This window comes from Lysinibacillus sp. OL1 (genome assembly GCF_004332175.1).
GTDB lineage: Bacteria > Bacillota > Bacilli > Bacillales_A > Planococcaceae > Lysinibacillus > Lysinibacillus capsici.
On record NZ_SJDS01000022.1, the window covers coordinates 1 to 13,664 of the forward strand.

The window sequence follows — 13,664 nt, forward strand, 5'->3', positions numbered from 1 at the left end:
CTATGCGGTGAAAAAATATTTTCATCACTTTAAAAACGGGTCAGACCGTTGATATATCAACATTTATAGAGGGAGGAAGAAAGATGCTTTATGTAAAGGCGCCTGCAAAAATTAATTTAACATTAGATGTACTTTATAAAAGACCGGATAATTTTCACGAAGTGGAGATGGTTATGACAACAGTCGATTTAGCTGATCGTATCAGTCTTGAATCTCGAGAAGATGGTGTTATTCAAATAATTTCAACAGATAATTTTGTACCAAATGACCATCGTAATTTTGCTTATCAGGCAGCGCGTCTCATTAAAGATACATATGGCATTAGACAAGGTGTATCCATTACGATTGAAAAGGAAATCCCCATAGCAGCAGGACTCGCAGGAGGTAGTAGTGATGCAGCTGCAACATTAAAAGGGCTAAATGAACTGTGGGATTTAGGTTTATCAATAGATGAATTAGCGGAACTTGGTGCTAAAATTGGTTCGGATGTTTCGTTTTGTGTTTACGGAGGCACGGCACTCGCTACAGGACGAGGCGAAAAAATAAAGGAATTACCAGCTCCACCTAATTGTTGGGTTGTACTAGCTAAGCCTAAAATTGGTGTGTCGACAGCAGAAGTTTATGGGGGTCTTAAGGTTGAAGGACTGCAACACCCCAATACACAGCAGATGATACAAGCTATAGAGAAAAAAGATTATGAGCTATTATGTTCTTCATTAGGAAATGTTTTGGAAACTGTAACATTTAAGCTACACCCAGAAGTTGTGATGTTAAAGGAACAAATGAAGCGCTTTGGGGCAGATGCCACGTTAATGAGTGGAAGCGGTCCAACTGTATTTGGGCTAGTGGATAGTGAAGCTCGTGTAAGTCGCATTTATAACGGTTTACGTGGTTTTTGTGAGGAAGTTTATGCAGTACGAATTTTAGGTGAGCGAAATACGCTTGCTTAGAAACGCAAATTTGTGTTAATTTTACCTATAAATATTCGTGTTTAGGAGAGGGTCGCATGAAATGGAAGCGTAGTGAACGACTAGTTGATATGACGTACTACTTACTAGAACATCCACATCAGCTGATCCCGCTAACTTATTTTTCAGAACTATATCAATCTGCTAAGTCATCCATTAGTGAAGATTTAACGATTGTAAAAGAAACATTCGAAGAAAAAGGAATCGGGTTATTGATGACAGTGCCGGGTGCTGCAGGAGGAGTAAAATATATTCCGAAAATGTCCGAGGCTGAAGTACGTTTAGTGATTCAAGATTTAAAAGCAGAGCTAGAACATTCAGATCGATTGTTACCAGGTGGTTACCTATTTATGACAGACTTACTTGGAAACCCAGATTTAATTAATCGTGTAGGGAAGGTCTTTGCTTCTGCCTTTGCAGATCAACAAATCGATGTCATAATGACAGTAGCAACTAAAGGGATATCCATCGCCCATGCCATTGCAAGACATTTAAATGTACCAGTGGTTGTTGTGAGAAGAGATAGTAAAGTAACAGAAGGTTCTACAGTAAGCATTAACTACGTATCTGGTTCTTCCAGAAGAATTCAGACAATGGTATTATCAAAAAGAAGCATGAAGAGTGGACAACGTGTGTTAATTACGGACGACTTTATGAAGGTCGGCGGTACTATGAATGGCATGAAAAACCTCTTAGAGGAGTTTGACTGTCAGCTAGCAGGCATTGCAGTGCTTGTGGAGGCTGAGCACGCGGACGAAACATTAGTAGATGATTATTATTCGCTTGTAAAGCTTCATGAAGTTAATGAAAAAGATCGAACAATTGCATTAAGTGAGGGTAACTATTTTTCTAAAAGGGGACATGACAAATGAAAGTAGTAGCAACAACAAATGCACCAGCAGCAATCGGACCATATTCACAAGGTATTATTGTTAACGGTATGTTTTATAGCTCTGGTCAAATTCCATTAACAGCTACAGGTGATTTAGTGGAAGGCGATATAACTGTACAAACAAATCAAGTATTTGCTAATTTAAAAGCTGTTTTAGCGGAAGCTGGAACTTCTTTAGATAATGTTGTGAAAACAACGGTCTTTATGAAAGATATGAATGACTTTGTAGCGATGAATGAAGTTTATGCAAATCATTTCGGTGATCATAAACCAGCTCGTTCAGCTGTAGAGGTAGCCCGTCTTCCGAAAGATGTAAAAGTAGAAATCGAAGTAATTGCAATCGTAAAATAAATAAAACTTATTAAGCTCACTAAAGAGAAACTTTATTCTTTTTAGTGGGTTTTTTTACGCCGACAAACAATTGTCAAAAATTACGTATATAAGAAAAAATATTATTCTAATAAGTATTCAAATTTTTTAGAAAATTTGATAGACTATGAAAAGGAAAATATTCGGTAATTGAGAATATGATATTTTCATTTAGGCATCTAAGAAGAGAGGTGGTGAGAAAATGGAAGTTACTGATGTGAGGTTACGTCGGGTACAGACGGATGGTCGCATGCGTGCGATTGCTTCCATTACACTTGATAATGAGTTTGTTGTTCACGATATTCGTGTCATTGATGGAAATACTGGTTTATTTGTAGCTATGCCTAGTAAACGAACACCTGATGGGGAATTTAGAGATATTGCTCATCCAATTAATTCTGATACTCGAAATAAAATTCAGGAGATCATTTTAAACGAGTATCATAACTCTAGTGAAGTAGAGGAAGCTGGTAAAGAGGAAGAATTAGAGGGAATCGGTGTGTAATAAATAGTAAATAACTTACTTTTTAGGTATATGTTACAAACTGATGGTAAAAAAGATAGGAAGAACTCTTCTAGTTGGAAGGGTTCTTTTTATTTTGATAAAAAGATAATATGAGCAATTTCAGGATATACTTCATGACATTCGAGCATAAGGTGCATTGGATTTAGGAATTCATGTTTTTGTCAATTCTACATGCCTTGAAAATAGATGAATTTTGCTATATAGTCATAAGAGAAAATGAGCGTATTGGAGGACTTACAGATGAGCAATGTTTTTGCTGTCATTTTGGCTGCAGGTCAAGGTACACGTATGAAGTCCAAATTATATAAAGTGCTCCATCCAGTATGTGGGAAACCAATGGTACAACATGTGGTGGATCATATTCAAACGTTAGATGTGAATCGCATTGTAACGGTTGTCGGACATGGTGCTGAAAAAGTGCAACAACAGCTTGGTGATAAAAGTGAGTATGTGCTGCAGGCTGAACAACTAGGTACAGCGCACGCTGTGCAACAAGCAGAGGCCATTTTAGGTAATGAAGAAGGTACAACGTTAGTTGTATGTGGAGATACACCACTAATTCGTCCTGAAACGATGCAAGCGCTATTCGAACATCATCAAGCAACGAATGCTAAAGCAACTATTTTAACTGCAATTGCTGAAAATCCAACTGGCTATGGCCGTATATTACGTGGCAATAACGGACAGGTGGAGCAAATTGTTGAACAAAAAGATGCTTCAGCAGAGCAGCAATTAGTAAGAGAAATAAACACAGGCACATATTGCTTTGATAACAAATTATTATTTGAAACATTGAAGCTTGTGAAAAATGATAATGCTCAAGGTGAATATTATTTACCAGATGTCATTGAAATTTTACAAAAGCAAGGTGATATTGTTGAAGCATATGTCACTGATAATTTTGAAGAAACACTAGGTGTTAACGATCGCGTGGCTTTGTCACAAGCCGAGACATTAATGCGTACAAGAATCAACGAGAAGCATATGCGGAATGGTGTAACAATTATTCATCCTGAAACAACACATATTAGTGCAGATGCAGTTATTGGGCGTGATACAGTGATTCAACCTGGCTCAATGATTGAAGGTACTACTGTGATCGGTGAAGATTGTATTATCGGGCCAAACATTCAAATCATAGATAGCCGCGTTGGTGATCGTACAACTATACATTCTTCAGTTGTCCGTGAAAGCGCTATTGCAGAGGATACTGCTATTGGGCCATTTGCTCATATTCGACCACTTTCAGACATCGGTAGTCATGTGAAAATTGGTAACTTTGTAGAAGTGAAGAAAAGCAAGCTAGATCATGGCTCGAAAGTTTCACATTTAAGTTATATTGGCGATGCCGAGATCGGTAGTAACGTCAATATTGGTTGTGGTTCCATTACAGTAAACTATGATGGAAAAAACAAGTTCAAAACGATTATTGAAGATGATGTATTTGTAGGATGTAATACTAACTTAGTAGCGCCAGTGAAAGTTGGAAAAGGTTCATTTATTGCAGCAGGTTCTACAATTACAAAAGAAGTTCCTGAAGATGCACTTGCCATAGCTCGTGCAAGACAAGAAAACAAACCGAATTATGTAAGCAAATTAAATTCAAAATAATTATCAACTAAACAGGAGGCCATCATGCCGTATCATTATGCAAACTCACAATTAAAAATATTTTCACTTAATTCTAATAATCCATTAGCTCAAGAAATTGCGCAGGAAATGGGCGTAGAGTTAGGTAAATCTTCTGTTAAGCACTTCAGTGATGGAGAGATTCAAATTAGCATTGAAGAAAGTATTCGAGGTTGTGATGTGTTTATCGTGCAGTCTACTTCTGCACCTGTAAACGAACATTTAATGGAGCTTTTAATTATGGTAGATGCAGTTAAACGTGCATCTGCTCGTACAGTAAACGTTGTAATGCCTTATTATGGTTATGCACGCCAAGATCGTAAAGCAAAAGCGCGCGAGCCAATTACAGCTAAATTAGTGGCAAACCTACTTGAAACTGCTGGTGCAACACGTGTTATCGTATTAGATTTACACGCACCTCAAATCCAAGGTTTCTTCGATATCCTAATCGACCACTTAATGGCAGTACCATTACTATCTGATTACTTCAAATCTAAAGGTATTCCAGGCGATGAGATCGTTATTGTTTCACCAGATCATGGTGGGGTAACACGTGCTCGTAAAATGGCTGAACGATTAAAAGCACCGATTGCAATTATTGACAAACGTCGTCCGAAACCAAACGTTGCGGAAGTGATGAACATTGTTGGTAATGTTGATGGTAAAGTGGCAATCTTAATTGATGATATTATTGATACAGCAGGTACAATTACAATTGGGGCAGATGCGTTACGTGCTGCTGGTGCAAAAGAAGTTTACGCTTGCTGTTCACACCCTGTATTATCTGGTCCAGCAATTGAACGTATTGAAAACTCTGCTATTAAAGAATTAGTGGTGACAAATACAATTCAGCTTTCAGACGAGAAAAAATCTCCAAAAATTACAGAGCTTTCTGTAGCTAAATTAATGGCGGATGCTATTTCTCGCGTTTATGAAAATAAATCTGTAAGTACTTTATTTGATTAATAAATATCGTAAGTATAAGACCAATCTATTCTTTGAGTAGATTGGTCTTTTCTATATAAATTGGACACTGTTTCATCAAGACCAAGAAATAGATGAGTGTTTTATGTGTGAGCCTTCTCACAAAGGGGTATAATAAGAATGTGACTTAATAATATTTACTCTACCTTAAACAAATAGAGCTAAGTATTATCATAGCCTACAACGAATTATTGTTGAGGCGTAAATAATTTTCTTGGAAGGGGAATAAAGAAGTATGAGTACAGTATTAAGTGTTACAAAGCGCGAAACTGGGCATCGTTCAACATTAACCCAACTTAGAAAAGGGGGAGCCATTCCTGCAGTTATTTACGGCTACAAAGTAGATTCAACCCCAATTTCTATTGCTGCAAAAGATTTCAAAAAGTCCATTCAAAAAAATGGGCAAAATAGTGTATTTTCGCTAGAGTTAGAGGGGAAAAAGGTGAATGCTGTTGTGTCAGAGATTCAGCAATGTTCATTGAAAGATGAAGTAAATCATATTGACTTTTTAGCCATTAATATGGCGGAAGAGTTAGAAGCTGATGTCCCGATTAAATTACTTGGACAGTCAGTTGGTGTGAGTGAGGGCGGTATTCTAATGCAGCCTAACTTAGAATTAAAAGTAAAAGTAAAGCCAACTGAGTTACCCGAATCAATTGATGTGGACATTTCATCGTTGCAAATTGGGGAATCCCTAACAGTAGCAGATATTCGCGATGCTACATCTGTTGAAATTATTAGTGAAGATGATTATATGTTAGTAACCATTGTGGCGCCTGTTTCTGTAGAGGAAGAGACTACGGAAAGTGAAGAAGAGCAAGAGTCAGTATAATAGTAAATGACGTAAGGCTAATAAGAAGGCTATAGCTTTCTTGTTAGCCTTATTTTTTTATGCCTATTAACAATTGTACAAAATGCTTTCTAGGTGTGCTATATGGTAAAATAATGACTATTAGATTTGAAAGAAGAGAGGTACTTATGAAAATTATCGTTGGTTTAGGAAACCCAGGTAAACCTTATGAGCATACAAGACATAATATTGGCTTTGATGTTATTGATGCGTTAGCAGAAAAATGGGGAACACCTTTAACAAATTCAAAATTTAACGGGATGTACACGACTGTACATCGACCAGAGGGAAAGGTTCTACTTGTTAAACCATTAACATATATGAATTTATCAGGGGAATGTGTTGGTCCGCTGATGGATTATTTTGACATAGAGGTAGAAGATTTAATTGTCATTTATGATGACTTGGATTTAGAGACAGGTAAATTACGTCTACGACAAAAAGGGAGTGCAGGTGGACATAACGGCATTAAATCGTTAATTCAACATTTAGGTACTCAGGAATTTAATCGTATTCGAGTGGGCATTAATCGTCCACCAGCGGGCATGAAGGTAGCAGACTATGTGTTAGCTAAATTTTCGAAGGAAGACCAAGTTCTTATGCAAGACGCCATTGTAAATTCTGTAAACGCTGTTGAAGCATCTCTTTCAAAGCCGTTTCTTGATGTGATGAATCACTTTAACGCAAGCAAATAGATGGAAGTAATAAAATTTCTGTTAAAGTTTTTGGATAATTGGCATGGTGTAAGGTAAGTAATGAACTGCCTTACACTATTATTACAGCTAATATTTGTAGTGAATAGTTTTAGCTACAGGTAAAAATTAATTCTCTAATTTTCAAGTTATTGCAATGATGATGACAGTGAAAAGTGCATAATCCCTTTTATAAATGTCTATACTTTAAGTAGAAAGTTGCTTAAAGGAGGATGATTTGGAGATGTCAGTTCGCTATCGATGTCGGCATTGTGAAGTAGAAATAGGGACACTACCATTTGATGCAGATGATACAATTCGAAAGTTGCATATTTTCGAATTGGGAGAAGCGGATGATTATGTTGAGAAAGATCAACATGGTCAAACGACTGTGCACTGCATTTGTGAGCAATGTGAGGATTCGCTGAGACAATATCCAGATTATCACGCACTCAATAAATGGATTCAATAATTGGAAGGATGCTTTGACACACTTATGTGTGTTCAAGGCTTTTTCCATTTCATAAAACAGCCATTAATAGAGATATGTAAAAAAACACTAGAATAATAGAAATAAAAATATAGAATTTATGCTGAAAGGAGCTTTTGACTGTGGAGGTTTTACGACAGCTTGTGTCGCAAGATAAACATATTACATCATTTTTAAAGGAAATTCAGAGCGGTCAAACTGCATCACAGCTTATAACAGGTTTAACAGGAAGCGCACGCCCAGTAATGGTGGATGTGTTATTTGAATATGTAAAGAAACCAATCTACATTATCTCTCCTAATCTATTGCAGGCACAAAAAATGGTGGATGAGCTTGCTGGACTATTAGGCGAGGAACATGTTCACTATTACCCTGCGGATGAATTTATTGCAGCTGATCTTTCTGTGGCTTCACCAGAACTTCGTGCGGAGCGAATCGCGACGCTCGATTGCTTAGCTAGAGGTGAGAAAGCCGTATATGTAATACCTGTGGCTGGTCTACGTAAAATAATGCAACCAAAAGAACATTGGCTACATTATTTTTTACAAACCGCATTAGGCGAAGATGTTGAAATTGATAAATGGTTGCAAACATTAGTAGAGATGGGCTATGTACGGAATTCAATGGTGACATCACCTGGAGAGTTCGCATTACGTGGAGGAATTTTAGATATTTATCCACCCTATTTAGAATCACCAATTCGTATTGAATTATTTGATACTGAGGTTGATTCCATACGAACATTTTCAGCAGATGACCAACGTTCTATAGATAAATTACAAAAAATTCGTATTCTTCCTGCTTCAGAGGTCATTCTTACGAAATCAGAAAGGCAGGCATTAGCAAACCGTTTAGAAGAGGCATTAGCAGCCAGCCTAAAAAAGGTAAAAAAGCAGGAGACAAAGGAACTTCTGTATCAGCATATTCAATATGATATTGAGTTGCTACAGCAAGGGGATTTACCTGATTTTGTAAACAAATATGGTTCGTTATTATACGATAAAACAGCCTTTTTGGGAGATTATTTTGAACATGATGGTATCGTACTTTTTGACGAGCTTGGTCGTATTCAAGAGGTAATGGATGCATGGGAACGTGAAGAGGATGAATGGTTTTTATCTTTAATCGAAGAGGGGAAAATGGTTCATGATGTCAAACCTGCCTTCTCATTAAAAGAAATATTGGCGATGTTGTCACAACAAAAGCTTTCATTTTCATTATTTTCGCGAACATTTGCAGGGATTACGTTTACTAAAACAACCAACTTTTCTTGCAAGCCAATGCAGCAATTTCATGGACAAATGTCCTTGCTTCAAAGTGAGGTTGAACGCTGGTTACTTGGCAAATTTACAGTTCTCATCATAGCAAGGGATAAAGAACGAGTGAAAAGAGTTCAGCAAATGCTTGAAGAATACGATATTCATACAGCGATAGGTGAGCCAACAGAACCTGGTATTTATATTGTAGATGGTGGCTTGTCGAGTGGCTTTGAATTGCCCCTACAGCGTTTAGCAATTGTAACAGAAGACGAGCTCTTTAAACAGCAGGCAAAGAAAAAAGCACGCACACAAAAAATGACCAATGCTGAACGTATTAAAAGTTATACGGAAATTAAGCCAGGTGATTATGTTGTACATGTTCATCATGGGATTGGTAAATATATTGGTGTAGAGACATTAGAGGTTAATGGTACACATAAGGATTACCTGCATATTCGATATCGTGCAGACGATAAATTATATGTACCTGTAGAGCAAATAGACTTAATTCAAAAATATGTGGCGTCAGAGGATCGAGAACCAAAGCTACATAAATTAGGTGGCGCAGAGTGGAAAAAGGCGAAAGCAAAGGTATCCTCTGCTGTACAGGATATTGCGGATGATTTAATAAAGTTGTATGCAAAGCGTGAAGCAGAGAAAGGGCATGCTTTTACACCTGATAACGATGACCAGCGTAATTTTGAAGCGATGTTCCCTTATGAAGAAACAGAAGATCAACTACGTTCAATTGTTGAAGTTAAACGAGATATGGAACGTGAACGTCCTATGGACCGTTTAGTCTGTGGTGATGTAGGCTATGGTAAAACAGAGGTAGCCATTCGTGCCGCATTTAAGGCTATTCAAGATGGAAAGCAAGTGGCATTTCTTGTCCCTACAACCATTCTAGCCCAGCAACATTATGAGACTATTCGTGAGCGCTTTCAGGACTTTGCCATTAATGTTGGATTGTTATCTCGCTTCCGGACAAAAAAGGAGCAAACAGCTACTTTAAAGGGCTTAAAAGAGGGCCGAGTCGATATAGTTATTGGAACACACCGTATTTTATCTAAAGATTTAATTTTCCAAGACCTTGGTCTGCTAATTGTGGATGAAGAGCAACGTTTTGGTGTGACGCATAAGGAAAAAATTAAGCAGTTAAAGACAAATGTCGATGTCTTGACTTTAACAGCTACACCTATCCCAAGGACACTTCATATGTCCATGGTAGGGGTCCGGGATTTATCAGTTATTGAGACGCCTCCTGCTAATCGTTTCCCAGTTCAAACATATGTGATGGAGCACAGCGGTGCATTAGTACGAGAAGCTATTGAGAGGGAAATGGCACGTGGCGGACAAGTATTTTATTTATATAATCGGGTAGAGGATATGGCTCGAAGGGTTGAGGAGATTCAAGTGCTAGTCCCTGAAGCACGGATAGGCTTTGCTCATGGAAAAATGACTGAGTCAGAGCTAGAATCCGTAATTTTAGCCTTTTTAGAGGGCGACTATGATGTGCTTGTTACGACAACGATTATCGAGACAGGTGTGGATATACCGAATGTAAATACATTAATAGTCCATGATGCTGATCGCATGGGCCTAGCCCAGCTTTACCAATTGCGCGGGCGCGTTGGACGTTCTAACAGAGTAGCCTATGCATATTTTATGTACCAACGCGACAAAGTTCTGACAGATGTAGCGGAGCAACGTTTACAAGCAATTAAAGAATTTACAGAGCTTGGCTCAGGCTTTAAAATTGCGATGCGAGATTTATCTATTCGGGGCGCAGGAAACTTACTTGGAGCGCAGCAACATGGCTTTATTGATTCAGTTGGCTTTGATTTATATTCACAAATGCTTCAGGATGCCATCGCGGAACGTCAAACAGGCGTGAAAAAAGAAGAAAAGCCAGATATTGAAATTTTGCTGAGTATTGATGCGTATATTCCAGACGCTTACATTCCAGATGGTTATCAAAAGATCCAAATGTATAAACGAATTAAAGCCATGGATCAGGTGGAGGAGTATGACGAAATCATGGAGGAATTAGAGGATCGATTTGGCGATCTTCCAATTGAAACAGAGCGTTTACTTCGAATAGCACGAATGAAAGTTTGGGGTTTAGGTGCGGGAGTAGTATCCGTAAAGGAGAAGCAAAAGCTTATTACAATACTATTGTCAGAACAAGGGACGGCAAGTGTCGATGGCAGTAAGATTATTGAAGAATCGATGAAATTCGAGCGTGCTGTTGGTTTTGGTATGGATGGTATGCAGTTAAAATTAACAATAGATGAACGCAAGAGTGGGAAATATCAACCCTTTGATATGTTGGAAGAACTAATGCAAATGATTGATAAAGCAAAAAAGCAGCAATAGTAGTTAAAAGGCTATTCTTATCTTTTCCTGTAAAAGATAAGAATAGCCTTTTTGATGTTGCTTCAGTAATTACCGTCTCTTACGTATTTGCTCACAGGAATAATTGATTTTTTCCAATATTTTTTATGAATTAATTATAGAAATTTATTCCTTGGGTAATCTAATAAGGAGTTGATTGATGTAATACCGTTTTTGAAAAAAATTAATGGTTGTGAAATCCTTTTTCTTCAGTTTTTGCATAGATTGCTCAAATAAAAACCATACTATCATTGAATAAAAATTTCATTGTAGCGAAAGCGAGGCATTAGAATGAAGGCAACAGGAATTGTTCGTCGTATTGATGATTTAGGGCGTGTAGTTATTCCAAAAGAAATTCGTAGGACGCTACGTATTCGTGAAGGCGACCCGCTAGAAATTTATACGGACCGTGAAGGCGAAGTCATTTTAAAGAAATATTCTCCCATTAATGATTTGGGCGAATTTGCAAGAGAATATGTTGAAACACTTTATGAAACGATGGGCACACCAGCATTTGTCACTGACCGTGATGAAGTAATCGCTGTTGCAGGGATCGGGAAAAAGGAATATATAAATCGTCGCATTACGTCCTTTGCGGAAAGCTTTATGGACGAGCGCTCCACAAAAATAGAAAAAATGGAGACAACGATTGAAATTGTCCCTGGACAATATGAGCAAGTAAAATCCTATTGTGCGACACCTATTATGGTGAACGGTGACCCAATAGGCTGTATTATCGTCTTGTCTAAAGTACACTTTGTTGGTGAGGTAGAAGTCAAGGTAGTGGAAACAGCTGCAAACTTCTTAGCAAAACAAATGAATAGTTAATGCATGGAAAAGTTATTGCGATGACCTATAAGGCTGAACAATAACTTTTTTGCGTACATAAGGATGAATCATTATAGGAACTGTAGTGCCACCTTGCACGTCAAACTTTTAAGATATGCTATACTATTGGCATTGTTAAGAAGGAAAGAGGGCAATTTATGTCGCAACGTTTTGGTATGAAAAGCTACATGAAAGGTGCCGCCTTATTGACGATAGCAGCCCTTATTGTAAAAGTTCTTAGTGCCATTTACCGTGTGCCTTTTCAAAATCTAGTAGGTGATGAAGGCTTTTATATCTATCAACAGATATATCCAGTTATTTCAATCTTCGTTGTTTGGACATCTAGTGGCTTTGCTATAGCCATTTCTAAAATGCTTGCAGACAATGATTGTATTGTTGATACAATAGAACGTGATGAAAGACGTCGCACTATAACACAGGTAGTTTTCAGGTATTTAACGGTATTATCACTACTGTTTTTTGCCATTTTATTTGGAGGTGCTGAAAAGATTGCCCATTTAATGGGAGATATTCAATTAGCACCACTTATTCGTACAGGCTCCTTAGTAGTATTGGTTATGCCGGCGCTGGCTATTTTAAAAGGTAGCTTTCAATCTAGAGCAATTATGGAGCCTATTGCTTATGCCCAAGTACTTGAACAAGCAGTGAGAGTAACTGTCATATTAGCAGGTACCTTTCTTATTATGACAACGACTAAATCTCTTTATGGTGCAGGAAGAATGGCTGTTATCGGTACAGTAATTGGAGAAATTACAGCCTTGCTATTACTTGCTTATATCTCATATAAACGATTTGGTCTACAGCAAGTTAAACAGCATCTACATCGTAATCCAAGTTTACCTATCATTAAAGAGGTCACTTGGCTCAGCTTGAGTGTCAGTATGAGTGGTCTACTACTACTTGGCTATCAATTGGTCGATTCATTTACAATCTATTCTTCATTAATTGATAATGGCATGACTCCTACAATTGCAAAGGAAACGAAGGGTATTTATGATCGAGGACAACCGTTAGTTCAACTAGGTGTTGTCATTGCATCCTCATTGTCGTTGGCCATTGTGCCACTTGTCGCCCATTTGTCGAAAAAACAGGCGGGACGTAGTGCAGTGCCATTCATACAATTAACATACAAAGCATCCGTCCTGTTCGGCTGGTCTGCAGCACTAGGCTTAATGCTAGTTATGCCTTATTTAAATGAAATGCTTTTTAAAACCAATTCCTTATCGGAGGTATTGATTGTCTATGTATTTCAAATTGTCCCTTTGTCGATTATCCTTACATTTACAGCGATCTTACAAGGCTATGGAAAATTAAAAAAACCAGCTTTATTTCTCATAATCGGTTTTCTAGTAAAAATTATATTAAATGTACGTTTAATTGGTGGATTAGGTGTACTAGGAGCTGCCATCGCAAATGATATAGGATTATTATTAACAGCAGCCTTGCTAATTATTTATTTAAAAACATTGACTGGCATTCAATTAGCTTCAGGCGCATTTTATAAAAAAGTAGGTATAGCCTCCTTCAGTATGACAATCGTCGTTCTTATATGGTTACAGCTAGTATCGTCCTTGCTAAACCATTTGATGTCTTCACGTATGATAGCCATGGTGGCGGGTTTGACAGCAGTATCTATTGGGGCGTTTGTTATGCTAACAATTATTGCAAAGAAAAGAGTACTAATAGAAAAAGAATGGTATTTACTGCCGTTTGGACGTAGAATGGCTGTTTACCAACTTTGGCTAAATTCAAGGAAGTAGGT

General features: G+C 37.7%; 12 protein-coding genes. All 12 read left to right on the top strand.

Going from position 1 to position 13,664, the window contains the following annotated elements:
- Nucleotides 1-83 precede the first annotated feature (83 nt).
- Nucleotides 84-950, top strand: a complete 867-nt coding sequence (gene ispE, locus EW028_RS23230; protein WP_131522603.1) for a 4-(cytidine 5'-diphospho)-2-C-methyl-D-erythritol kinase — start codon at nt 84-86, stop codon at nt 948-950.
- A gap of 56 nt (nt 951-1,006) precedes the next feature.
- Entirely contained in the window at nt 1,007-1,840 is an 834-nt protein-coding gene (purR, locus tag EW028_RS23235) for a pur operon repressor (RefSeq protein ID WP_004229190.1), read from the top strand.
- Nucleotides 1,837-2,211 carry a RidA family protein gene (locus EW028_RS23240; RefSeq protein WP_004229189.1) on the top strand — a complete coding sequence of 125 codons (375 nt, stop codon included), beginning with the start codon at nt 1,837-1,839 and terminating at the stop codon, nt 2,209-2,211. Before purR ends, EW028_RS23240 begins: the two co-directional genes overlap by 4 nt.
- A 220-nt stretch (nt 2,212-2,431) precedes the next feature.
- On the top strand, nt 2,432-2,734 hold the full coding sequence (spoVG, locus tag EW028_RS23245) for a septation regulator SpoVG (protein WP_004229187.1): 303 nt from the start codon (nt 2,432-2,434) through the stop codon (nt 2,732-2,734).
- A gap of 261 nt (nt 2,735-2,995) precedes the next feature.
- Entirely contained in the window at nt 2,996-4,366 is a 1,371-nt protein-coding gene (gene glmU / locus EW028_RS23250) for a bifunctional UDP-N-acetylglucosamine diphosphorylase/glucosamine-1-phosphate N-acetyltransferase GlmU (protein ID WP_131522604.1), read from the top strand.
- 24 nt (nt 4,367-4,390) lie between these two features.
- Entirely contained in the window at nt 4,391-5,350 is a 960-nt protein-coding gene (locus tag EW028_RS23255) for a ribose-phosphate diphosphokinase (RefSeq protein ID WP_004229183.1), read from the top strand.
- A 253-nt stretch (nt 5,351-5,603) separates the two neighbouring features.
- A complete protein-coding gene (locus tag EW028_RS23260; RefSeq protein ID WP_131522605.1) occupies nt 5,604-6,200 on the top strand; it encodes a 50S ribosomal protein L25/general stress protein Ctc in 597 nt (198 codons plus the stop codon).
- Nucleotides 6,201-6,346: 146 nt separating this feature from the next.
- Nucleotides 6,347-6,913, top strand: a complete 567-nt coding sequence (gene pth, locus EW028_RS23265; RefSeq protein WP_016993791.1) for an aminoacyl-tRNA hydrolase — start codon at nt 6,347-6,349, stop codon at nt 6,911-6,913.
- A gap of 241 nt (nt 6,914-7,154) precedes the next feature.
- Nucleotides 7,155-7,382: an anti-sigma-F factor Fin gene (locus EW028_RS23270; protein ID WP_016993788.1), complete on the top strand. Its 228-nt coding sequence runs from the start codon at nt 7,155-7,157 to the stop codon at nt 7,380-7,382.
- Nucleotides 7,383-7,522: 140 nt separating this feature from the next.
- Nucleotides 7,523-11,035 carry a transcription-repair coupling factor gene (gene mfd, locus EW028_RS23275; protein ID WP_131522606.1) on the top strand — a complete coding sequence of 1,171 codons (3,513 nt, stop codon included), beginning with the start codon at nt 7,523-7,525 and terminating at the stop codon, nt 11,033-11,035.
- Nucleotides 11,036-11,344: 309 nt separating this feature from the next.
- A complete protein-coding gene (spoVT, locus tag EW028_RS23280; RefSeq protein WP_004229174.1) occupies nt 11,345-11,881 on the top strand; it encodes a stage V sporulation protein T in 537 nt (178 codons plus the stop codon).
- Between the two features lie 158 nt (nt 11,882-12,039).
- A complete protein-coding gene (locus EW028_RS23285; protein WP_131522607.1) occupies nt 12,040-13,662 on the top strand; it encodes a putative polysaccharide biosynthesis protein in 1,623 nt (540 codons plus the stop codon).
- Nucleotides 13,663-13,664 lie beyond the last annotated feature (2 nt).